The organism is Nonlabens dokdonensis DSW-6, assembly GCF_000332115.1.
GTDB classification, from domain to species: Bacteria; Bacteroidota; Bacteroidia; order Flavobacteriales; family Flavobacteriaceae; genus Nonlabens; species Nonlabens dokdonensis.
Map to the genome: position 1 here is coordinate 1,224,519 of NC_020156.1, position 23,613 is coordinate 1,248,131.

The window sequence follows — 23,613 nt, forward strand, 5'->3', positions numbered from 1 at the left end:
GGACTCGTTAACAATAGATAACATAAAAACGAGCATCTTTTAAGGATTTAAGGTGTCTTGGCTTTAAATTTGGTAGTTACAGAATCGCCATGAATTTTAACGGCATTTAAACAGTTCAATCCTTGTTGATTGGGCATTTTTGTAGAAGAACTATTTAAGAAAGTATAGGTATGGAGCAGCAAAGCACTCAAATAGATATTGCTAGTATTAATGAAAAGGTAGCGCAAGAAAGTCAGTTTGTAGATTTACTTGTAAATGAAATGAACAAAGTGATCGTAGGACAGCAATACATGGTAGAGCGTCTTCTCATTGGTTTATTAGGAAGAGGACACATATTGCTAGAAGGTGTTCCTGGACTAGCAAAAACACTTGCCATCACGACGCTTTCTAAAGCAGTAAGCGGCTCCTTTTCAAGAATCCAGTTTACACCAGATTTACTTCCTGCCGATGTTGTGGGAACACTTATCTACAACATGAAAGATGGGGAATTCAACATTAAGAAAGGACCTATTTTTGCCAACTTTGTCCTAGCAGATGAGATCAACCGTGCGCCTGCCAAAGTGCAAAGTGCGTTACTAGAAGCCATGCAAGAGAAGCAAGTAACTATAGGTGATGAAACCTTTAAATTACAAAAGCCATTCTTAGTAATGGCAACACAAAACCCTGTAGACCAAGAAGGAACTTACCCATTGCCAGAAGCGCAAATGGACCGTTTTATGTTAAAAACGGTAATCGATTACCCTACGATAGGTGACGAGCAGTTTATTATGCGAGCCAATCTTAAAAAAGAATTTGCTGCGGCAAACCCTGTAGTTTCTGTAGAGCAAATTTTACGTGCACAAGATGCGGTAGAAATTGTCTACATGGATGAGAAGATTGAGAAGTATATTCTAGATATCATTTTTGCAACTCGTTATCCAGAGAAATATAACCTAGCAGACTTAAAACCTTTGATTTCCTTCGGAGCATCGCCTCGTGGATCTATCAATCTTGCCAAAGCAGCAAAATGTTACGCATTTATCAAGCGACGTGGTTATGTAGTTCCTGAAGATGTGCGTGCCGTAGTACTAGATGTATTGCGTCACAGAATAGGTATTACCTATGAAGCCGAAGCAGAGAACTACACGACAGAAGATATCGTAAACAAAATCGTGAACACGATAGAGGTACCGTAAATATTTAACTTAATCAATAAATCAAATGTCAGTTCGAGCGATAGTCGAGAACGTTTTGATATCCAAATTTATCTTGATGCTTAAAAATGTGTTTCTTAGTGTAATGATGATGACCTGCTTTTTGTCCTTCGGACAGCAAAGCAACTTCAGCCTAGAAGCAAATTTCCCGTATACTTTTGGAGATAATTTTGTAGATGAAGGATATAATGGCGTGGCCGACTTAGGCCTTAAATACAGATTTGCAGAATATAACGCACTAGATTTAGGTGCTTCTCTCAATGTAGGTGCTTTTTTAAGAGATGACACTCGATTTGATAATAGCCCAGAAGCAAATGGTAATGCAGTGATTTTTCAGCCAAGGGTTTATGCTTCTTTCAAAGTAGCTGGATATCCACAGTGGCATCCCATGATAGGTTTGGGTTATTCCATATTTGCTTTTCATATAGAAGATCAAAATTTTGCTGGAGCAGATTTTCAAGAAAATAGCTCTGATGACGGAATCAACTTAAACCTCGCTATTGCCTATGATATTTATGACGAATTCTATGTACAACTGCAGTATGATTATGTAAGATTGAGCGCTAGAGACGTACGTAAAACGCCGTACAATCAAAATGTAAATATTTTAAAAGTAGGAATAGGCTATAGATTTTAATTGAAAAGAATATTAACAATCATATTGACGCATTAACAAATCAATAATTTAAACGTGAACACACAAGAACTCCTTAAAAAAGTACGTAAAATCGAGATCAAAACACGTCGTTTGAGCGATGCTGTTTTTGGTGGCGAGTATCATAGTGCTTTTAAAGGACGTGGAATGACGTTTAGTGAAGTGCGCCAGTATCAATTTGGTGATGATGTGCGTAACATAGACTGGAATGTTACCGCTCGCTATTCTGAGCCTTACATAAAAGTATTTGAAGAAGAGCGCGAGTTAACCTTAATGCTGGTGGCTGACATAAGTGGTTCTACTCTTTTTGGGACACAAGAACAACTCAAAAAAGAGATTATTACAGAGTTATGTGCCACGCTGGCATTCAGCGCCATGCAAAACAATGATAAAGTAGGATTGCTATTATTTTCTGATCAGGTAGAACTATTTATTCCGCCTAAAAAAGGGAAATTTCACATCCTTAGAATCATAAGAGAATTACTCGAGTTTAAACCACAAGGAAAAGGTACTGATGTCGCTGGAGCTTTGAAATTCCTTGCAGGTGTTTTAAAGAAAAAAGCCATCGTATTTGTGATGTCAGACTTTATGAGTACCGATTATAAAAAGACCTTGCAGATAGCTGGTCGCAAACACGATGTTACCGGTATAAGAGTCTACGATAAGCGTGAGACCGAAATGCCTAAAATGGGACTGGTTCAATTCTTAGATCAGGAAACTGGTAAATCACAGTTAATCAATACGAGTTCTAAATCTGTACGTACAAAATATGCTGCGTATCATAAAGAATGTGCTGCTTATTTTAAGGACGCTTTTACCAGATCAGATGCTGGTGCGATCGATCTAGAAACTCAAGAAAATTACACTAAAAAACTATTAGGATACTTTAAAGCAAGATGATAAAAAAACTCCTTTACATATCATTTCTATTATGCACTGTTTTATCTCATGCACAAGAGCCTACTGTTAAAGAAGTAGAAACTAAAGTAGATCGAGATCTTATAAAAATAGGTGAAGAGGTACAACTGGGCATAAGTGTCGAGGCTGAGTTAGGTGATCTCATCATTTTTCCAGAGCAACAAACTATGGGAGCGATGGAAGTCATCAATAGTTATCCAGTAGACAGCTTGAAAATAGCCGATAAAATACGACTATTCAAAAAATATGGCATCACACAATTTGACTCTGGTGATTACTGGGTGCCACGTCTGGAAATCCTTAAAAACGCAAGAAGATTACAGTCCGACTCCATTCTAGTAAGCGTGCGAGAAGTAGTTGTGGATACTACTAAACAAGGTATGTTCCCGATTAAAGATTCGGTAGAAATTGAAGATCGTTCAAGAGGTTCTTACGCTTGGATGTGGTGGTTATTGCTTTTAATTCCTGTGGCGATTGCTGTTGTTTTGCTTTCGCGAAAGCGGGAACAAAAAACCTATGAAGAAACTTTACAGCCATATGAATGGACGCAATACCGCTTGCAAAAATTAGACGACAGCGGTTATCTAGAGAACCGTAACTGGAAAGAATATTATACAGAGTTAACCTACATTATTAGAAGGTATATTGATTCTAAAGTTTATGGTCACACCTTAGAAAGCACGACAGGTCAATTGATCAAAGAATTGAAAATTACCATGACTGAAAAAGGCATGCATATTACCGATAAAACACAATCTAGACTAGAGGAAATACTTCAAAAAGCAGATTTAGTAAAATTTGCGAGCGCAAGTGGTGATGCGATAAGCGCCAAAGAAGACAGAAATAGAACTAGAGAAATTATTGATAATATTCATAGAGTACTGCCGCCACCTACCGAGGAGGAATTAATGCAAGATGCGAAATACCGCAGACAGCAAGAAATAAAAAAGCGTACTCAAAAAATTGCTTTGGGAATAGGCGCTGGAGTCGTTGCCCTATTTATAGGTATAGGAATATGGAGCTATGTTGCAGGGTTTGAAAATGTAAAAGATCAAGTTCTAGGTAATGAGTTAAGAGAGTTTACAGAGCAAACCTGGTTAACTAGTGAATATGGAATGCCACCTGTACAACTCAACTCGCCAGATATACTTGTGCGTCAGGACACGACCGTTTTAAGTGATCAATTCTCTGTAATTGCAGCAAGCGTGGATCAGTTCTCTTCGGGCGATCTCACTGATGATTTTTATATAGGAGTAATCACATTTACACTTAAAGAAGAACCTACTGACGAGCAAAAACAATTATCACCAGAAATGGTTCATAACAATATGATTAAGGTTTTTGAAGAAATGGGTGCTAGCGATATCCTTATGTTAGACAATGAAATAGAAATGAATGGTCTCAAGGGTGTTTCTCTAGAAGGAACTTATAATCTAGATGGAGAGATTTACGAATACGAAGTTCTAAAAATGCTTAATCGTATAGGAATTGACCAAATCATTATCAGTAATAAAAAAGATGATGAGGAAGATCCAGAACGTGAATTTGGAAGAATACTAAGAGAAAAAGTGAGGAGTTCGATTGTATTTCCATCCTTCGAAGATGGTAAAAAGAAACAAAAGTAATGATGGACTGGTTCACAAATATAGAGTTTGCTTCTCCAGAAATGTTTTGGTTGTTTCTGGGGTTACCACTGGTAATTGCTTTTTACGTTTGGACATTTAATAGACAAAATGCCGCTGTAAAAGTTTCTTCTAGCAAAGGATTTCAATCCAGTAATTCCATTTTTGGGAAATTAAGGCCTTTACTTTTTGTATTAAGGTTGCTTGCTTTATCATTGATTATTGTTGCTCTAGCAAGACCTCAAACTACTGATGTTACCACAAAAACTAAAACGACTAATGGAATAGACATCGTTCTTGCAGTAGATGTAAGTGCCAGTATGCTTGCCAGAGATCTTAAACCAGATCGTCTAGAAGCGACTAAAGAAGTTGCCGCAGATTTTATCAATGGAAGACCTAACGACCGTATAGGAGTCGTGGTTTATGCAGGAGAAAGTTATACCAAAACACCTATCACAACAGATAAAACTATTTCTTTAAAAGCGATTAAAGACATCAAGTTTGACGGTGTTCTTGAAAACGGAACAGCCATAGGAATGGGACTTGCAACAGCAGTAAACCGCTTGAAAGAAAGTGAAGCATTGAGTAAAGTCATTATTTTAATGACTGATGGAGTAAATAACAGCGGTTTTCTAGATCCTAAAATCGCTAGCGAGCTGGCAATAGAATTTGACATCAAAGTATATACTATAGGAATAGGAACTAATGGTAATGCGCCATCTCCTTTTAGAGCAAGAGCTGATGGGACCTTTGAAATGAGAATGGCTCCAGTAGAGATCGATGAAGAATTGATGAAACAAATCGCCGCAGACACTGGTGGAAAATATTTTAGAGCCACAAACAACCAGAAGTTAAAAGAAATCTATGCCGAAATTGATAAACTAGAAAAAACAGAAATTGAACAATTTGAATTCTATAATGTAGAAGAGAAATATCGTGATCTGGTGTTACTAGCGCTTATTCTCATAGGTTTAGAACTATTACTGAGATATACAGTGTTTAAAACGGTTGCCTGATGAACTCGAATTAGAACTCGAAAATGAAAATGAAAATGAAAGTTCCTTCCCTTGAGGGAAGGCTAGGTTGGGTGTTTGCGATGAAGAAACGATGAAATTTGGAGCTGTCAATCAATCTTGGAACACAAAATAGAAAGAAACAGCTGCCTCCATTTACAATTGGAGATAGCAGAAATTAAAATAAAACAACTAAGTACTACATGTACCTACTAGAAGAAAAAATATATTTCTGGCTTTTGTGCCTTATTCCAGTTTTGGTAGTTCTTTTTATAGGACTCTCCTACTGGCGTTACCGCGCACAAAAAAAGTATGCTAATAAAGAAATGCTGGATCATTTGATTCCTAATCGATCTTGGTTCAAGCCTATATTAAAGTTGGTAACCGTTTGCGTAGGCATTATTTTTCTAGTTCTAGCATTAGTAAATTTAAAAGCAGGTGAAAAGATTGAAACTGTAAATCGTGAAGGTGTAGATATTGTGTTTGCAGTAGACGTTTCAAAATCCATGCTGGCGGAAGATATTGCGCCTAACCGTCTAGAGAAATCACAACGATTAGTGACAGAAATTATTAATAATCTAGCAAGTGATCGTATAGGTTTAATTGCCTACGCGGGTAGCGCAGTACCACAACTTCCTATTACCACTGATTACGGTAGCGCAAGATTATTTCTTCAATCCTTGAATACCGACTTGGTTTCTAGCCAAGGAACTGCTATAAATGAAGCCATACAGTTAGCAGAAAGTTATTATAGTGAAGATACGGAAGCTGCAAAAATCTTAGTCATTATAAGTGATGGAGAAGACCATGAAGGAGAAAGTGTTGCCGTTGCAGAAGCCGCTGCAGAGAAAGGAATTCGTATTATTACCATAGGAGTAGGTACTGAAAAAGGTGCTACTATTCCTATCAAGCGAGATGGTATAATAAGAGAATTTAAAAAAGATCGAGATGGAAAAACCGTCATGACTAAGTTGAATCCAGAGACTTTAAAAGAAATTGCAGAGGCTGGTAATGGCGCATACATCGATGGCACAGTTACTGCAACTGTTATAGAACAGCTCAAAGAAGAGCTAGCAGGAATCGATAAAGTAGCCTTTGACTCTCAACAATATGCCGATTTTGAATCACAATTCCAGTGGTTTCTAGGTTTCGGACTATTCTTTTTATTCTTAGACCTATTTTACCTAGAAAGAAAAACAGGCTGGCTGCAAAAGTTAAATCTATTTAATGAGTAAGATGATGAAGAAAAGTTTTTTATTAGTACTGATGGTATTGGGAAGTTACGCTTTCGCGAAAGCGCAACAAGAACCAACTACAAATCAAGAATACGAGAACGCCATTGCAAAGGCTCAAGAATATGCTGAGGAAGGAAATTTTAATCTTGCTGAGGCAGCTTACAAAAAAGCAAAAGCTGTAAATCCTAAAAGTACAGATGCTTCCTATAATCTTGGAAACTTGTATTATGAGAACACAAAAAAGTACAACGCCTCAAATAATTACATCGCAGCAGCAGAAGCTGCAACAACTAAGCAAGAAAAACATAGAATCTATCACAACCAAGGCAACTTATTACTTGAAAATAAAGAATATAAAAAAGCAGTAGAAGCTTATAAAAATGCCTTGAGAAACGACCCTACTGACGAAGAAACTCGTTACAATCTAGCCCTAGCTAAAAAAGAAGAAGAAAAACAAGGCGGTGGCGGTGGTGGTGGCGGCGATGATAAAGACAAGAAAGACGACAGCAAGAGCGAGGACGAAGAGAATAAGGAAGGTGAACAAGATGAGAAGTCCGACGGCAAGGACAAAGGTAAAGACAACGAGAAAGAAGGTGATGATAAGAAAGGTGACGGAGAAGGCGATAAAGATAAAGACGGAAAGCCACAAGATGGAAAGGACGGCAAAGGCGATCCTAAAGAACAAGACCAAAAAGCACCTCAACAACGCGTAGAAGGTAAAATGACACCGCAACAAATCAGTCAGATTCTTGAAGCTATGAATAATGAAGAGCAAAAGATAAGAGACAAAGTAAATGCTAAAAAGGCAAAAGGTGCTGCCAAAAAATCTGAAAAAGACTGGTAATGAAACAACTTATTTACATTTTCTTTTTTCTAATAAGCAGTTTAGGAGTTGCTCAAGTGAGCTTCACTGCCACTTCGAACAAAAACAGAATTGACGTTAAAGACACTTTGCGATTGGAATTTAAAATTAATCAATATGGCCACGATTTTAAACCTCCAAATCTTGAAAAGTTTCAAATAATAAATGGTCCTAATAAATTATTTTCACAAAAATGGATAAATGGTGAAGAGAAAGTAGGTTTTACATATGAATACTACGTTAAGCCTATTTCAAAAGGAAGAATCGTAATTGAAAGTGCAACAATTAAGTATCTTGAAGAAATATATGAAACTAAAAGTATTAAAATTAGAGTTTCAGACGTAACAGATCTTTACCCTACTGATTTTGCTAGCAGGCTAGAAACTATTAAACTAGTCGCCGATGTTACTAGTACAAACGTTTACCTTAATGAACCTATTGTTTTAGAGTATAAAATGTACATACATGATAGTTTAAGTATTTATAAAGATAACATAATTAGTGAGCCGAAGTTTCCTGATTTTATTGTGGAGAAACTTACTTTTGACAAGAAAATTAAAGATGATACATGCAATGAAAAAAAATGTAGAAGTTTAATTATTGGTAGAGTTGTGATATATCCCAAAAAAGAAGGAGAATTAATAATCGAGCCATTAAAATTTGATCTTGGCATAAATTTTAAATTGACAAAAATTGATTCTTTAAAAATGTCGGAATATGGTTATGTTCAAAAAATTGTGTCATCTGATTCGATTACCATTGTTGTTAATTCAATTCCAGTAAATGGTAAACCAGATGGATTTTATAACGCTATAGGTAATTTTAATCTAGAGTCGGAGATAAGCAAATCAACAGTTGGCTTAAATGATGAATTTGTAGTTAACATTAAATTAAAAGGCACAGGAAATTTAAACCAAATATTATTGCCAGAGTTACCTATACCGAGTGGTTTAAAATTGATCCGTAAAGAAAGTAATAATGAAGTTATGAAAAATCACATTTTTGATAAGTATATCATTAGTTCCAGTATAAAAGGTGAGTTTGAAATACCTTCTATCAAATTTTCATATTTTGATCCAGTACAAAAGAAATATTTTAATCTAGCTACTGAAAAAAAAGTAATTTTAGTTGATTGATGCATTTTAATTAGAAAACAACTAGAACAAATCTAAACTTACAGGATGAAAGGTTTTATCTTTTTTTGCTTATTAATTATATCAAGTTGGAATGCAATCGCTCAAGTGGACTTTACCGCTACTGCGAGTCGTACTAGAATTGCGGTAAATGAAAGACTACGTATAGAGTTTAAAATGAATGTTGATGGCGATAATTTCACGCCTCCTAACTTTGTAGGTTTTCAAGTGGTTGCTGGACCTAGTCAGGCTGTTTCTCAAAATTGGGTTAATGGTCAGAGCAGCATGACTAAATCATACACCTATATTCTTAAACCTACTAAAACTGGTAAAGTTACTATTGCACAAGCGGTCATGACCTATGATGGTAATGAATACAAAACAATACCGCAAGTCATTAATGTAACTGGCGCCGTAGAACAACCTAAAGATGTAGATGATAACTCCATAAGAGTAGATGATAGTATTCATCTAGTGGCAGAAGTATCAAATTCTAATCCTTATTTAAATGAGGCAATAAGAGTTGTCTATAAAATATATGTGGCAAATCAAACAGGTGTTACTGGCTGGAACGAGCTGGATAGTCCTAAATATCGAGACTTCTGGTCTCAAAATATTGATAATAGAAATCAGCAAGTAAAAAACGGAACTTACAATGGTGAGCCTTACCGTTATCTGGTTTTGAGAGAAGCAATACTATATCCGCAGAAGACTGGTAAATTAGAAATTGAGCCGTTAACGCTGGATGTGCAAGTTCAAATTCCTACTAATAAAAGAGACTTTTTTGGTAGGCCTTACATGACTACTACGAGCAAAACGGTAAGCGCAGGAAAACGAGAAATAGTCGTAAAGAATTTACCAGCTGTAGGAAGACCAGCAAGTTTTACAGGAGCTGTAGGCGATTTTGATTTTAAAGTAGAAACTGATCGTGCACAATTAGATGCTGGTGAAAGCTTAACGGCCAGCATAACAGCATCAGGATCTGGGAATTTAAAACTTATGGAATTACCTAAACTTAAAGCACCTCAAAGCCTAGAAGTTTATAATCCAGAACGCAACAATAAGGTAAGCACAAACATCAACGGAATGAGAGGTAGTATTACAGATAGTTATACTATAGTGCCACAATTTGGCGGTAAGTATGTCATTCCTCCAGTAGAATTCTCCTATTTTGATCCTAAGAAAGAACAATACGTCACAAAAAACAGTGGTGAAATGTTACTCATGGTAGAAGGTGACGCACCTACAACTGCAAATGCTACTACTACCACTAGCACAAACAATGGAGATAGAAACATCATCCAGAACAATGCACAATTTGCATTTATAAAAACGAGCACCCAATTAATTGATCAAGAAAAAACCTATTTCTTTAACTCCACAACCTATTGGTCCATCCTCGGCGGATCATTTTTATTGTTACCACTAGTATTGCTCTTTAGAAAGCAACAAGAAAAACGCAGTGCAGACGTGATAGGAAATCGTGTAAGAACCGCAAACAAACTAAGTAAAAAATACCTCAGCACAGCAAAGAAAAATATAGGAAATCACGAGCTGTTTTATGTTTCTCTAGAAAAGTCTTTGCACAATTACTTAAGATCAAAACTTCGTATTCAAACGGCAGACATGTCTAAAGATAAAGTAGAACTCCTATTAGCTGAGCGCGGCGCGCAAGATGAAACTAGAAAAGATTTTGTGGAACTGCTTGCGAGTTGTGAATTTGCTCGTTATACACCATCTTCTAACGCGACAATGAAAGAAGATTATGAAAAAGCTGGACGAGTGCTTAACGATATAGATAAACAATTAAAGAAGTAAGATGAAGAAGGTATTTACCATATTAATTGTACTCTTTGTTTATTTAAGTAACGCACAAGAGTCTTTTGAGGCAGCCGCTTTCGCGAAAGCGAATCAAGCATACACATCAGAAAATTATGATCTAGCCATTGCAGGATACGAGCAAATTCTTAAAACGGGAAAACACAGTGCAGAGGTTTATTTCAATTTAGGAAACGCCTATTACAAAATCAACGCGATAGGTCCTGCTATCTATAACTTTGAAAAAGCCCTGCAATTAGATCCTGAGAATACTGATGTACTCAATAATCTCAAATTTGCAAACCAAATGAAAATTGACGCCATCGAGGATAATGAAGTAGCAAATCTGGAGTCTAACTTACTCGATATTATTCAAAACTTAAGCGTTGATGAGTGGGCTTATTTTAGCATTCTCATTGTTTTATTTACTATTCTAATGGGAATTCTATATTTCTATGCGCAAACTGCTGGAAAGAAACGCTTGTTTTTTATACTTAGTATTTTAGGTGTTTTAATGGCTATTACAAGCATTACTGCTGCTTTTTATGCTAAAAATAGTATGAACGATCAGCAATATGCTATCATTTTTACAGAAGAGTTCACGACAAAGGAAGAACCCAAAGAAACTGCTACGTCTAGTTTTACGCTTCATGAAGGTACCAAAGTTGAGGTCATGGAAGAATTTAATAGTTGGGCACTTATCCAACTTACTAACGGTAATAAGGCCTGGATTCCTTTAGATAAGATTAAAAAGTTATAGTTCTATTGTTTAATCGCTCAAGGCGAAAGCAAATGATCAACTGACTACATTCTTTTTGATCACGCATACATTTAATGAGAATCAATTGTCGCAAAACTGCAGATGCTATTTCATAATTGATTTTGCATTAAATAATCATCATTCAAAGACAGTATCATTACCAGATTCTTAATAAGTACGGTCTAAAAATGGTATATTTGAAATTCAAATCAACTTTATGGATCAGACCAAAAAAATTGCCGTAATAGGTGGTGGAAGCTGGGCGACAGCCATTGTAAAAATGCTAACTGAAAACCTTGATACGGTCTACTGGTATATGCGCAGTGATTATGCTATAGAACATATAAAAAGAAACGATCACAACCCTAGTTACCTTAGCTCTGTAGAGTTTAAACCTCAACAATTACATCTATCTAGCGATATTAATGAGATAGTTAACCTAGCAGATCTTTGCATATTTGCGATACCTAGTGCTTTTGTCTACACTGAATTAAAAGAACTAACGGTTGACTTAAAAGATAAAATCATCTTTAGTGCCATTAAAGGAATTGTTCCAGAAACAGGTAAGATCGTTGGAGAGCATTTTCATGATGAATATGATCTTGATTTTAACAATATAGGAGTTCTCACTGGACCTTGTCATGCCGAAGAAGTTGCTTTAGAGAGATTATCTTATTTAACTATCGCTTGTGCTGACGAGGAAAAAGCAAAATTTCTAGCCGATAGAGTAAGTAGTGATTACATCAATTGTAAAATAAGTGACGACATCATCGGGACAGAATATGCTGCAATGTTGAAAAACATTTACGCAATTGCCGCAGGTATTGCTCACGGTTTAGGATACGGAGATAACTTCCAAAGTGTGTTAATGAGCAACGCGATAAGAGAAATGAAGCGTTTCATTAAAAAAGTACACAAAATGAAGCGTAATATTAATGACAGCGCTTACTTAGGAGATTTACTAGTAACTGGTTATTCCGGCTTCTCACGTAATAGAATGTTTGGTAACATGTTAGGTAAAGGATACACCGTAAGAAGTGCCCAGATGGAAATGAGCATGGTTGCTGAAGGTTACTACGCCACAAAAAGCGCTTTTAAAATTAATGAAGAAAAAGGAGCTAAAACTCCTATTTTAGATGCGGTTTATAGCATCTTATACGATAATAAAAATCCTAAAAAGGTATTTAAAAAACTAGCTGAAAAGCTGGACTAAAACTTAAAAATAGATATGTCAAATATTGCAAGCAGCTTCGGGATGGATCAGGCTTTAAAACAACTAGGTATCAAAGATGTAAATCACGGTACTTCAACAGGTAATCACCATTTTGGTAGTGGAGAAGAAATTGCTTCTTACTCACCAGTAGATGGTCAACTAATAGGTAAAGTAACAACCACTACCCAAGCAGACTATGATCAGGTAATGGAAAAAGCTCAAGCAGCTTTTATAGAATGGAGAACTATGCCTGCTCCACAGCGAGGAGAAATCGTAAGACAATTTGGTAACAAATTAAGAGACCTTAAAGAGCCTCTCGGGAAACTCGTTTCTTATGAGATGGGTAAGTCCTACCAAGAAGGTTTAGGAGAAGTCCAAGAAATGATTGACATCTGTGATTTTGCAGTAGGTTTATCTAGACAGCTTAACGGACAGGTAATTCCATCTGAACGTCCAGGACATGTCATGAGAGAACAATGGCACCCTATAGGAGTTGTTGGGATTATATCAGCATTTAATTTCCCTGTGGCTGTTTGGGCTTGGAATACAGCGTTGGCTTGGATTTGTGGAGATGTATGTGTATGGAAAGGATCTGAAAAAGCACCTTTATGTACTGTTGCATGTCAAAACATTATAGCAGCAATTTTAAAAGAAAATAATTTACCAGAAGGTATTTCAAGTATCATTAATGGAGACTACAAAGTAGGTGAAATGATGACTACAGACTCTAGAATTCCATTAGTATCTGCTACAGGATCTACTAGAATGGGAAGAATAGTAGGTGCAACAGTTGCACAACGTTTTGGAAAATCATTACTAGAGTTAGGAGGAAATAACGCGATTATTATTACACCTACTGCAGACTTAAAAGTGGTTGTTCCTGGTGCTGTTTTTGGTGCTGTAGGAACTTGTGGACAGCGCTGTACATCAACTAGAAGATTGATTATACACGAATCTGTTTATGATAAGGTACGTGATGCCATTGTAGGTGCTTATGGTCAGTTGACTATAGGAAATCCACTAGATGAAAAAAATCATATAGGTCCATTAATAGATAAAGATTCAGTAAACACCTATCTAGCAGCTATTGAAAAAGCAAAAGCTGAAGGTGGAAATGTACTTGTGGATGGCGGTGTTCTTGACGGTGAAGGATATGAAAGCGGTTGCTACGTAAAACCAGCTATTATTGAGGCAGAGAATCATTTTGAAATCGTACAGCACGAAACTTTCGCACCTATTTTATATTTAATGAAATACTCTGGCGATGTAGAAAATGCTATCGAAAAACAAAATGGCGTAGCACAAGGGTTGTCAAGTGCAATTATGACTAATGAGATGAAGGAAGCGGAGAAATTTTTATCATTTGCAGGATCAGATTGTGGGATTGCAAATGTAAATATAGGAACTAGTGGTGCTGAGATAGGTGGTGCTTTCGGTGGTGAAAAGGAAACCGGTGGTGGACGTGAGTCTGGATCTGATGCTTGGAAAGTATATATGAGAAGACAAACGAACACCGTAAACTACTCTGACGAATTACCACTTGCACAAGGAATTAAGTTTGATTTGTAAAAAAGGTTTGATGAAATCTATTTACATATTAATTCTCTGTAATCTGTTTACATTTAGTGCTCTTTCACAAGAGCATGTAATTTCATCTGGAACGAGTACCACCTCAACTTCTGGTAGCATATCATTCTCTGTAGGTATTATTTCTTACAAGGAAGCTACTGGAAGTGGAGGAAGCTCTTCTTCTGGATCTCAAATAGCATTTGAGGTATTATCTATACTTTCTTTAACTGATGAGGCAAAAATTACACTTTATCCAAATCCTTCCAATGGAGTTGTTCAGGTTGAAGCTTCAAACTTGGAAAACTTAACCTATGAATTGATCGATTTGTCAGGTAGATTTATTCAAAAAGGATCTATTGACTCTTTAGGCAGTACTATAGATCTTACTGGATTTGATTCTAGTATTTATATGATCCTAGTACGTCAAAAAGAAAAACACCTCAAAACCTTTAAAGTCATCAAACAGTAAATCATGAAAAAACTATTAATAATCTGTGCAGCTATACTATGCTTTCAATCAGTTACTGCTCAAGCTCCAGAATTGATGAGTTATCAAGCTGTCATTAGAAATGCTAGTGACGCTATTCTACAGAATACCCAAGTAGGTGTGAGAATTAGTATTTTGCAAGGTTCAGTAACAGGGACATCCGTTTATACAGAAACTCATACAGCTACAACTAATAATAACGGATTAGTTACCTTAGAAATAGGAAACGGCGCAACAACCGATGATTTTTCTACCGTAGATTGGGCAACTGGTACTTATTATATAAAATCAGATACCGATCCAAATGGTGGTACCAACTACTCCATAAGCGGCACGAGTCAGTTATTAAGCGTCCCATATGCGTTATATGCAAAAAATTCGGGAAGTTCTTCGAGTGGATCTAGCAGTAGTAGTTCTAACGGTGAGAAAGGAAACATAGGAGTTCTTGCATCTAACAATGCTTATGCTTACGATGCCGAAACAGAAACATGGTTTACTAGAAGTATCAACTCTACGGCAATTTCTTTAATAGAATCGCAAGGAAATATAGGTGTACTTGCGTCTAACAATGCGTTTGCATGGAATGACGATACAAATACCTGGTATACGAGGTCTATTAATTCTACCTCTATCGATATCAAAGGTGCTAATGGAAACTTTGGTGTTTTAAGCTCTAATAATGCTTTTGCTTTTAATAAAGAGACCAATACTTGGTACAGCCAATCTATTAATTCTACTGCGATTTCAATAATTGTGACAAAAGATGGAAATGTAGGAGTATTAAGTTCCAATAACGCTTATGCATGGAATAAGGAAACAAATACTTGGTACAGTCGCTCTATTAATGGTACAGCAGTTTCTATAATTGATTCTAATGGTAATATAGGAGTTTTAGCATCTAATAATGCTTATGCATGGAATAAAGAAACAAACACATGGACCTCTAGAGGTATCAATAGTACTGCTATAGATATCATAGGAAATTCTCAATAGAAATTAAGAATAATTAAAGAATACCATGAAACCGCTTTAGAAATAAGGCGGTTTTTTATTGATCCTCTTAATATCACTAGATTGGGTATTAATACCCATTGTTTCCATTTGTTATTTTGTTTAACTTCAAAACATATTAATGAATTTACCTTTATACAAATGATCTTGACAGAACCACAGAACCACAGAACCACAGAACCACAGAACCACAGAACCACAGAACCACAGCAATTTAATTGGTCAAAGTCCTATCTAATAATACTTTTTGCAGGTATTTTTATTTTTAACAGTTGTGAAAGAGACGTAATAGCTACCCATTCACATTCGGTAACAGAAGATCAAGAAAAATTTACTGAAGTTACTTTTAATAAATTTAAGTCTGAAATATCTGAAAATAATTTAAAGGATTTAGCTATTAGCAAGCAATCTAATACAAGTCAACTAGCTAATTATCAAATGGTAAATAAGACTACAACTACTGATTATGTTACCAACATAGATTCTACTAAAGTTGTTATGGCCACAGTAAATGATGTAACCTCATTTACATTTGCTACTCAAACTATTAATTCTAGTGAAATAATAAATTACGTTGTGGCACAGGATGAAGACTTTAGAATAGTAGAATTTTATTTGACTTATAAGAGCGATGGAAAAGGTTATATGATTGATCCAGCTACAGGTAACGATATTCTAGGCGGTTCTCTATGGTGTCCTTTAACTAACACAATAGAGGTTTGTGCAGACTGTGGTGCTACCACATGTGATTTTGATGTTTATGGTTCTGTCATTTTAGAAACTTCTACTATTTATGAATTATGTGCCAGTGGCGCAACTGGTGGATACAATCCTCCACCTGGCGATGGAACAGCTAACGGCGATGGAGAAGGAAGTGGTGGCGCGGCAAGTGGTACAGAGTTAGACGAGGATATTATTACACTACCAGTAGTAGAAGAATTAGCACCAGTTTCTACAAACACTCAGGCACTTTTCAATTCTTTGAATGATACTACATCTAGTAATTATAATCTTGATTTATATCATTTTATCCAGAATCCACAACAAAATCAGTTAAGGGACAACATTAATATTTATCTTAGATCAGAATACAATTCACAAGAGGCTCAAGGATTTTCCATTCAGGCTATCATTGCGAGTAAAGAAGGTGGTGAGGTAGATTTTGAAAACAAATCCATTTATGGTGAAACTGTTCCTGATTGTTTGAAGGATATAATAAACAGTTTCAAGCCTTCTCAAAATGGATATACATTAGACTTTACAAATCTCGATCAATCACTACTAGATGCTTTAAATCTACCAGGAGACATTTTGTCCTCATTTGATAATGATGAAGGATATGCCGTTAAAATCGTGGTTGAACCAAATCTAGTAAATGATGATGGTGATCCATTAAATGCAACTACTGGCCAAGCTTCTTTAGGTAATATGTCAATAATAACTTTTAATGCTAACTATCTAAATCGCGCAACTGACCTTGCAATAGCTAGAACCGCGATTCATGAATTAGTACATGCCTATTTACAGTATATAATTCAGCATGTACCCAATAGTGAATTAGGTGAATCATTAGACGTTTTAATTTTGCAATCAAATTTAGGTGTTTTAAATGGTGATCCTCAACATGTTTTAATGGCGGAGCAATTTGTTAATGCGATGGCATTATCTTTGGGTAATGATGATGGGTTTCAGCATGCTGCTATTGAATATCAAAGACTAGCATGGTCTGGTGGGATGTTTGCTAGTAATGCTTATGCTCAATTAGATCCATTAGAACAACCTAAAATAATTTCAAGAAACTTTGTTGAAGAGGGAATATCTATGCCCAATACTGATTTTCCTTTATTAGGAACTAAAACCTGTTTGTAATGAAGTATATTATCTTATTCTTTATGGTTATGAATTTAAATTCATGTCAAAGTCAAAAAATAAGTCCTTATGAAGAAAGGGTTTATGATTTTTTAAATGAAGTTTATAAATCAGAAAATAGAGATCTAAAAACAAGTGAAGTAGGATACATAGATAGCTTTAATCACCTTGATAAATCTACAGAAGATTTAAATGATGATTTATTAAAAACATTATTAAATAGAGCTACAAGTTATAACCAGCTTAAAATTCCAGATAGTGTATTAAATTATAAAAATTGGAAGGTTTTAAAATGTCTTACAACAACCGAAAAATTTGATCAAAATAAAATATTAACATCCAAACTTCGTTTTGTTGATTCAAAAACAAACCATGATGATATTAAAATAATATACATCAAGGGAATTTTATTCTACGGAAATTATGTAATTATAATAACTAATCATGGAGGAACAATTCCAATTGCTAGATTATACAAGAAAGAAGGACAAAACTATCAATTTATCACAATTACTAGTTATCCACCACTAGGAGATGAGTGATTGAAGTGTTATAGAGCAGTATATTAAGGCGGTGGCATTACCTTTAGCTAATCATGATGATTTTACAACTACAGATCTTGGAGATGGTACTCATGGGATATCTCGCTTAACTCGTCAATTTTCAACTGATCAATAATGAAAAATTAACTTCTAATATTATTTCTAGTTATCAGTTTTACAGCTTGTAGCTTTTTTAATAATCAATCAGTGTTTTTCAATGTAAAAAACTCAAGTTCTCAGCCTATTGAGGAAATTATAATTACTAATGGCATGGACTCATTGAGATTAGATAAGCTAGAAGCGTATACCAATAAAAGGGTAGATTTGAAATGGGTCAAAATGAATTCTAATTAATAAAGTCATGATCAAACCATTTTATATATTATTCGCTTTGTTACTCATAGGCTGCGCAGACAAAAAATCTAGCCCTACTCAAATCTTAGAAAACTTTACAATCGATAATTTTATTGATCAAAAACCCATATCACAAGTCTTAATAGAATATACAACACTAACTGAAGATGATTTATCAACAAGCGATACAGATATTTTATTCGAGTATTGTAATTATGTCAATCAAAGTCATCATGAAGATTTAAAAAAATATGATGATAATTTTGAAATAATTCCTTACAACAGCAAATCTGCTACAATTAAAGTCTCTTTAAAGGAAAATGAAAAAGGTTATTTCTTAAATGTTAATGGTGAACCGTTGACTTTCTATGTATTAAATACTGATAACAAAATAGTTTCTTATTACCTAGACCCATTTGAAACCAAAGGCAATTCAAAACCTGCAAAGCCAGCTTATTTAAAGGATATTTTAAAACTAAAGAAAGAGAATTAAAACTTTGTGCTCTCATTTAAAAGATAAAAACACTTCTTTGAGGAGAAAACATTATCAAACCGCTTTAGTAATAAGGCGGTTTTTTTGTATAAATAATTATTACACTCATTCAAAGGTGCGGACTTAAGTCCGCACCTTTGAATATATATTTATTTCTCCAAAATCAACTCCAGTACCTTTAAATAATCCTCTTGATTGTTTACAAAATCAAGGTCCGTGACATCGATGACTTTTACCTTCAACTCTTGTTGTGATCTTATAAAATCAGCATAGCCTTGCTGTATTTGAGAGAGGTAACTGGCCTCAATATTCTTCTCATAATCGCGACCACGTTTTTTGATGTTTTCTAACAATCGGTCTTCGGTCTGGTAGAGGTAGACGTATAAATCTGGCTTGACCAGTTCTTTATACATCATATTAAACAGTCGCTTGTATAAAGAAAACTCTTCCTTATTTAAGGTGATTTCACTAAATATCAATGATTTGATCACATAATAATCGGCAACGGTAAATTCTTTAAAAAGATCTTGCTGCGCGACATCATCACTTAGCTGCTGGTAACGATCGGCAAGAAAAGACATTTCTAGCGGGAAAGAATACCGCTCTTTATCTTCATAGAAAAGCGGCAAAAAAGGATTGTCTGCAAAACGTTCCAGCACTTGTTTGGCATTAAAATCTTCAGATAATTTATGAGTGAGACTCGTCTTACCACTTCCTATATTTCCCTCAACAGCAATAAAATTGAGGTTTTGGATGGGATACCGCTTTCGCGAAAGCGGAATTTCAAAATCCATCATTCTCTCTAACGGCTCTAAGTTGCTAGAAAGTTCTACCATGCTTTTACCTAAAACTGGATGAACAATTTTATAAGCAATATCTACGAGTGGTTGCATCACAAAATTGCGTTCCTGCATTCTAGGATGCGGAATTTGTAGGTGACTTGTGTCAATAATTTCATCATTAAATAAAACGATATCTAAATCAATCACTCGATCTTCATACGTGTCACCTGTGCGAGGTTTACGACCCATTTCTCGCTCAATTTCTTGAAGAACCGTGATCGTTTCCTGTGCAGTTTTATGACTATGTATCAGAATACAAGTGTTTAAGAAATCACCACCTGTAAATCCAGCAGCAGGAACTTCATAAACACCAGCAGTTTTAATCACAAGACCTAGTCGCTGCTCGATATGACGAGATGCGTCTAGTAAATGCTGCTTTCTATCGCCCAGATTACTACCTAAAGCAATGAATATCTTATGGTTATGATTTAATGAGATGCTCTTAATTTTTGCAGCAAATTAAGGAATAATGACCAACTCTTAAACTACTTTTACTACTTATTATGAAGACACTTACAGGTTCTAAATTACGTCTAGCAAATCGCATTTATTTAGTGCTTGCAGCATTATTTATATGCTCGCTGGTAGTTTCTAACTTAATTTTCCAGAAGTTTTTTTACTGGAACCCTTTTGGATGGTTCAACTTTGAAATTTCAGTAGGTTTGTTACCTTATCCTATTACTTTTTTAGTTACCGATTTAGTAAGTGAGATTTACGGCCGTCGTAAGGCAAATGATCTCGTACTTGCAGGAATCTTTGCATCGGTATTTAGTCTCGGAATTGTAGCCGTGGCAAATGTTACTCCAGCCATAGACGCCAGTCCTATTCAGGATGCGTTGTTTACTAAGGTTTTTGGCGCAACAACCATTGCCGTTATTGCTAGTATGAGTGCTTACTTATTTGCACAGTTTATAGACATACAGATTTATCATTTTTGGAAAAGACTGACTAATGGTAAGATGCTCTGGTTGCGCAACAACTTCAGTACTATATTTTCACAGTTTGTTGATACTTTATGTGTTTTATTATTGTTATGTTTCAACAACATCATACCGTGGGAAAATTTTAAATCGCTATTAATAGCAGGGTTTTTGTTTAAGATGCTCGTGGCTTTGATAGATACACCATTACTTTATGCAGGCGTTTATCTCTTCAGGCGCCTGTTTGGATTAGAAGTAGGAGAAGAAATTGAAATAGATTAGAAAAATACAATGAAAAAAATATTCAAGATATTAGGAATTACCGTGCTGGCTGTTATCATTTTGATCGTGGCGGCACCTTTTTTCTTTAAAGATCAAATTGCACAGATCATTAAAGATAAACTCAACGCCTCGATGGATGCCCAAATAGATTTTGCTGAGGTGGATTTAAGCCTTTTTAGAGCCTTTCCAGATGCACGATTGAGTATCGATGGCGTTTCGATAATTAATAAAGAGCCCTTTGCTGGCGATACACTTTTTTACGGGAAAGAGGTAAAACTGGATTTACCCATTGGCGATCTTTTTAACGATGCTAGTGAGCCTATTCATGTCAACGAACTTATCGTTAACAGTGCGGTAGCTAGATTTACGGTAAATGAAAAAGGTGATTCCAGTTGGGATATTGCAAAGGAGTCCGCTTCCGCGAAAGCGAGTCCAGAACAAACCCCTGAAACTAGCACTGGCTTCTCCTTCGATTTGAAACACTACGAGATCAATGATTCTGAACTTACTTATAAAGATAAGAGCACTGAAATTACTTTTGCCCTATCAGAAATAAATCACTCTGGTAACGGAGATTTTTCTTTAGGAGAAAGTACACTAGAAACTTACACAGAAGCACTAGTCTTCTATACCATGGATGATATCAATTACTTATCTGGACAGCAGGTAAAACTGGATGCAGCAATTCTCATGGATCTTGAAAATCAAAAATATACGTTTCAAGAAAACAAGGCTTTTGTAAATGATCTGGAATTGAAGTTAGATGGTTTTGTACAGTTAGAAGAAACCTACACGATGGTAGATCTTACCTTTGACACACCATCGTCAGATTTCAAAAATTTCTTTACCGTTATTCCTGAGACGTATCGCAAGAATCTAGAAGGCATCACAACTACTGGAGATTTTACAGTAAACGGAATGATCAAAGGAGAAGTAGATGATACTCGCATTCCTAAAATGGATATAAAAATAAGTTCTAAAAATGCTTCTTTCAAATATCCTGATTTACCTAAAACGGTAACTAATATCAATATCGATGCACAACTTAAAAATGATACTGGTAATGTAGATGACACTTATTTTAATGTGGCTCAAACTTCATTTAACATCGGTAGTGATAGACTAAGTGGTAATGCGATGATCACAAATCTAACTTCCAACATGAATGTGGATTTAAATGCCAAAGGAAATTTAGATTTTCAAAACCTCGCACAAGCCTTTCCACTACCAGAAGGAATGAAACTCGATGGGAAATTAGCTTTAGACATTGCTACTAAATTTGATATGGAAAGTATCGAAAAAGAGAGGTACGAACGTATCAATGCCAAAGGAACAGCTAGTTTAACAGAGTTTCAATATGAAGGTGATGCGCTTACAAAGCCATTAGTTATTAATAGTGCCAAAATAGACATGAATACTTCTAGAATTAAACTAGCAGACTTTGATGCAAAAACTGGAAATACAGATTTGAAAGCCAGCGGTACGATAAATAACTTAATAGGGTTCTTGCTTCAAGACCAAGACCTTAAAGGAACTTTTAATGTAAGATCAAACACATTAGATGCAGCAGACTTTATGACTGCTACAGAGATTGCACCTGCTCAAAAGGCAAATGAAACAACACAAAAATCTACTGGCGCAACTACTGAAGAAGCTATCAAAATTCCAGCTTTCCTAGATGCCAATTTAGATTTTCAAGCAACTAATGTTTTGTACGATGGATTACAACTTAAAAATGTAAGTGGTGTCGCGCTTGTAAGGGACGAGACTTTAACCCTTAATAATATTACAACAGATATTTTTAATGGTAACATAGGCGTGAACGGTTCTGTTTCTACAAAAGGTGCTACGCCAGTATTCAATATGGCGCTAGACATGAAAAATCTAGACATTGCACAGTCTTTTGAAGGTTTTGACATGTTCAGCTCGTTTGTACCAATTTTAAAAACATTGCAAGGTAAAATAAACACAGATATTACACTTTCTGGCTCACTAGACAATGATCTATCACCTATTTTGAGCACTCTGGCTGGTGACGCTATCGCACAATTACTTACTAAGGATGTAAACGCTACAAATAATCCCTTATTAGGTAAACTAGACGAGAAATTAAACTTCATAGACCTTGATAAATTTGATGTTTCTGATATCACCACACGTCTCAACTTTAAAGATGGAGCCGTTCAAGTAGCACCATTTGACTTTAACATCAAAGGAATTAAAGCAACTGCTAGCGGAAAACACAGCCTTACCAATGAAATGGATTATACACTAGCGCTTGATGTTCCTGCTAAATATCTAGGGAAAGAAGGAGCCAGCTTACTTTCTAAACTTACCTCAGAAGAAGTGGACAAAATCAATGTTCCTTTACCTATAAAGTTTTCTGGATCTTTTTTGAGTCCTAAAATTGATTTAAACCTTGATCTTGCGGTTAAGAATTTAACTAACCAAATTATAGAGATTCAAAAAGCAAAATTAAAAGACAAAGGAGAAGATGCCTTGAATAATGCGGTAAACGATATTATAAAAGGCGACAATCCTTTAGGTGGTATCAAAGACATCATTAAAGGAAATGGTAATTCAAAAGATTCTACTATTGCAAAACCTAAAGATACCACTGGTATTAAAAGTCCTAAGGACAAAGTAGAAGACGCGGTTAAAGACGGTGCTGGTAATCTGATTAAAGATCTTTTTGGCAGGAAAAAGAAAAAGACAGATACTACTAAGACAAAGTAGGTTTTTTTACAATACTCACGCAACTTATTTATAATTGGTGCATCTTTATATTGTAAACTTATGATTTAATCATTTTATGAAACTAA

Annotated in this window: 20 protein-coding genes; 19 read left to right on the plus strand and 1 reads right to left on the minus strand. The window is 35.4% G+C overall.

Annotated features, from left to right (window positions below; translation table 11 throughout):
* The first annotated feature begins 170 nt into the window (after nt 1-170).
* The 17 genes from DDD_RS05365 (at nt 171) to DDD_RS05445 (ending at nt 18,747) form a co-directional block, all read left to right on the plus strand.
* Complete coding sequence (locus DDD_RS05365; RefSeq protein ID WP_015361763.1) at nt 171-1,175, plus strand: AAA family ATPase; 1,005 nt, start codon at nt 171-173, stop codon at nt 1,173-1,175.
* 76 nt (nt 1,176-1,251) lie between these two features.
* Nucleotides 1,252-1,830, plus strand: a complete 579-nt coding sequence (locus DDD_RS05370; RefSeq protein ID WP_015361764.1) for an outer membrane protein — start codon at nt 1,252-1,254, stop codon at nt 1,828-1,830.
* A gap of 54 nt (nt 1,831-1,884) precedes the next feature.
* Nucleotides 1,885-2,748 carry a DUF58 domain-containing protein gene (locus DDD_RS05375; protein ID WP_015361765.1) on the plus strand — a complete coding sequence of 288 codons (864 nt, stop codon included), beginning with the start codon at nt 1,885-1,887 and terminating at the stop codon, nt 2,746-2,748.
* On the plus strand, nt 2,745-4,391 hold the full coding sequence (locus tag DDD_RS05380; protein WP_015361766.1) for a hypothetical protein: 1,647 nt from the start codon (nt 2,745-2,747) through the stop codon (nt 4,389-4,391). Before DDD_RS05375 ends, DDD_RS05380 begins: the two co-directional genes overlap by 4 nt.
* Complete coding sequence (locus DDD_RS05385) at nt 4,391-5,404, plus strand: vWA domain-containing protein (RefSeq protein ID WP_015361767.1); 1,014 nt, start codon at nt 4,391-4,393, stop codon at nt 5,402-5,404. The genes DDD_RS05380 and DDD_RS05385 overlap by 1 nt, the downstream gene beginning before the upstream one ends.
* Before the next feature lie 200 nt (nt 5,405-5,604).
* The gene (locus DDD_RS05390; protein ID WP_015361768.1) at nt 5,605-6,636 is read left to right on the plus strand and encodes a VWA domain-containing protein; all 1,032 of its coding nucleotides are present in this window, start codon (nt 5,605-5,607) and stop codon (nt 6,634-6,636) included.
* A complete protein-coding gene (locus tag DDD_RS05395; protein WP_015361769.1) occupies nt 6,629-7,480 on the plus strand; it encodes a tetratricopeptide repeat protein in 852 nt (283 codons plus the stop codon). The genes DDD_RS05390 and DDD_RS05395 overlap by 8 nt, the downstream gene beginning before the upstream one ends.
* Entirely contained in the window at nt 7,480-8,634 is a 1,155-nt protein-coding gene (locus tag DDD_RS05400) for a BatD family protein (protein ID WP_015361770.1), read from the plus strand. The genes DDD_RS05395 and DDD_RS05400 overlap by 1 nt, the downstream gene beginning before the upstream one ends.
* Before the next feature lie 45 nt (nt 8,635-8,679).
* Nucleotides 8,680-10,449: a BatD family protein gene (locus DDD_RS05405; protein ID WP_015361771.1), complete on the plus strand. Its 1,770-nt coding sequence runs from the start codon at nt 8,680-8,682 to the stop codon at nt 10,447-10,449.
* A 1-nt stretch (nt 10,450) separates the two neighbouring features.
* Nucleotides 10,451-11,209, plus strand: a complete 759-nt coding sequence (locus DDD_RS05410) for a tetratricopeptide repeat protein (protein WP_015361772.1) — start codon at nt 10,451-10,453, stop codon at nt 11,207-11,209.
* A gap of 217 nt (nt 11,210-11,426) precedes the next feature.
* Nucleotides 11,427-12,422 carry an NAD(P)H-dependent glycerol-3-phosphate dehydrogenase gene (locus DDD_RS05415; protein ID WP_015361773.1) on the plus strand — a complete coding sequence of 332 codons (996 nt, stop codon included), beginning with the start codon at nt 11,427-11,429 and terminating at the stop codon, nt 12,420-12,422.
* 15 nt (nt 12,423-12,437) lie between these two features.
* Nucleotides 12,438-13,991, plus strand: coding sequence for an L-piperidine-6-carboxylate dehydrogenase (amaB, locus tag DDD_RS05420; protein WP_015361774.1), 1,554 nt, complete (start codon nt 12,438-12,440; stop codon nt 13,989-13,991).
* Nucleotides 13,992-14,001: 10 nt separating this feature from the next.
* On the plus strand, nt 14,002-14,460 hold the full coding sequence (locus DDD_RS05425; RefSeq protein WP_015361775.1) for a T9SS type A sorting domain-containing protein: 459 nt from the start codon (nt 14,002-14,004) through the stop codon (nt 14,458-14,460).
* Between the two features lie 3 nt (nt 14,461-14,463).
* Complete coding sequence (locus DDD_RS17235; RefSeq protein ID WP_015361776.1) at nt 14,464-15,471, plus strand: hypothetical protein; 1,008 nt, start codon at nt 14,464-14,466, stop codon at nt 15,469-15,471.
* A gap of 159 nt (nt 15,472-15,630) precedes the next feature.
* A complete protein-coding gene (locus DDD_RS05435; RefSeq protein ID WP_041566957.1) occupies nt 15,631-17,358 on the plus strand; it encodes a hypothetical protein in 1,728 nt (575 codons plus the stop codon).
* Nucleotides 17,358-17,900, plus strand: a complete 543-nt coding sequence (locus DDD_RS05440; RefSeq protein WP_015361778.1) for a hypothetical protein — start codon at nt 17,358-17,360, stop codon at nt 17,898-17,900. The genes DDD_RS05435 and DDD_RS05440 overlap by 1 nt, the downstream gene beginning before the upstream one ends.
* A gap of 361 nt (nt 17,901-18,261) precedes the next feature.
* A complete protein-coding gene (locus DDD_RS05445; protein WP_015361780.1) occupies nt 18,262-18,747 on the plus strand; it encodes a hypothetical protein in 486 nt (161 codons plus the stop codon).
* Nucleotides 18,748-18,896: 149 nt separating this feature from the next.
* On the opposite strand, the gene folK is transcribed toward DDD_RS05445, so the two are convergent.
* Nucleotides 18,897-20,027, minus strand: coding sequence for a 2-amino-4-hydroxy-6-hydroxymethyldihydropteridine diphosphokinase (gene folK / locus DDD_RS05450; RefSeq protein WP_041566958.1), 1,131 nt, complete (start codon nt 20,025-20,027; stop codon nt 18,897-18,899).
* A gap of 65 nt (nt 20,028-20,092) precedes the next feature.
* On the opposite strand from folK, the gene DDD_RS05455 reads away from it, so the two are divergent.
* On the plus strand, nt 20,093-20,791 hold the full coding sequence (locus DDD_RS05455) for a queuosine precursor transporter (protein ID WP_015361782.1): 699 nt from the start codon (nt 20,093-20,095) through the stop codon (nt 20,789-20,791).
* A 9-nt stretch (nt 20,792-20,800) separates the two neighbouring features.
* Nucleotides 20,801-23,527 carry an AsmA-like C-terminal region-containing protein gene (locus DDD_RS05460; protein WP_015361783.1) on the plus strand — a complete coding sequence of 909 codons (2,727 nt, stop codon included), beginning with the start codon at nt 20,801-20,803 and terminating at the stop codon, nt 23,525-23,527.
* Nucleotides 23,528-23,613: the final 86 nt, after the last annotated feature.

Bases quoted from the DNA above. Each gene is read 5' to 3' on its own strand.
- DDD_RS05365 (WP_015361763.1), top strand. From the start codon at position 171: ATGGAGCAGCAAAGCACTCAAATAGATATTGCTAGTATTAATGAAAAG.
- DDD_RS05370 (WP_015361764.1), top strand. From the start codon at position 1,252: ATGCTTAAAAATGTGTTTCTTAGTGTAATGATGATGACCTGCTTTTTG.
- DDD_RS05380 (WP_015361766.1), top strand. From the start codon at position 2,745: ATGATAAAAAAACTCCTTTACATATCATTTCTATTATGCACTGTTTTA.
- DDD_RS05385 (WP_015361767.1), top strand. From the start codon at position 4,391: ATGATGGACTGGTTCACAAATATAGAGTTTGCTTCTCCAGAAATGTTT.
- DDD_RS05390 (WP_015361768.1), top strand. From the start codon at position 5,605: ATGTACCTACTAGAAGAAAAAATATATTTCTGGCTTTTGTGCCTTATT.
- DDD_RS05395 (WP_015361769.1), top strand. From the start codon at position 6,629: ATGAGTAAGATGATGAAGAAAAGTTTTTTATTAGTACTGATGGTATTG.
- DDD_RS05400 (WP_015361770.1), top strand. From the start codon at position 7,480: ATGAAACAACTTATTTACATTTTCTTTTTTCTAATAAGCAGTTTAGGA.
- DDD_RS05405 (WP_015361771.1), top strand. From the start codon at position 8,680: ATGAAAGGTTTTATCTTTTTTTGCTTATTAATTATATCAAGTTGGAAT.
- DDD_RS05410 (WP_015361772.1), top strand. From the start codon at position 10,451: ATGAAGAAGGTATTTACCATATTAATTGTACTCTTTGTTTATTTAAGT.
- DDD_RS05415 (WP_015361773.1), top strand. From the start codon at position 11,427: ATGGATCAGACCAAAAAAATTGCCGTAATAGGTGGTGGAAGCTGGGCG.
- amaB (WP_015361774.1), top strand. From the start codon at position 12,438: ATGTCAAATATTGCAAGCAGCTTCGGGATGGATCAGGCTTTAAAACAA.
- DDD_RS05425 (WP_015361775.1), top strand. From the start codon at position 14,002: ATGAAATCTATTTACATATTAATTCTCTGTAATCTGTTTACATTTAGT.
- DDD_RS17235 (WP_015361776.1), top strand. From the start codon at position 14,464: ATGAAAAAACTATTAATAATCTGTGCAGCTATACTATGCTTTCAATCA.
- DDD_RS05435 (WP_041566957.1), top strand. From the start codon at position 15,631: ATGATCTTGACAGAACCACAGAACCACAGAACCACAGAACCACAGAAC.
- DDD_RS05440 (WP_015361778.1), top strand. From the start codon at position 17,358: ATGAAGTATATTATCTTATTCTTTATGGTTATGAATTTAAATTCATGT.
- DDD_RS05445 (WP_015361780.1), top strand. From the start codon at position 18,262: ATGATCAAACCATTTTATATATTATTCGCTTTGTTACTCATAGGCTGC.
- DDD_RS05455 (WP_015361782.1), top strand. From the start codon at position 20,093: ATGAAGACACTTACAGGTTCTAAATTACGTCTAGCAAATCGCATTTAT.
- DDD_RS05460 (WP_015361783.1), top strand. From the start codon at position 20,801: ATGAAAAAAATATTCAAGATATTAGGAATTACCGTGCTGGCTGTTATC.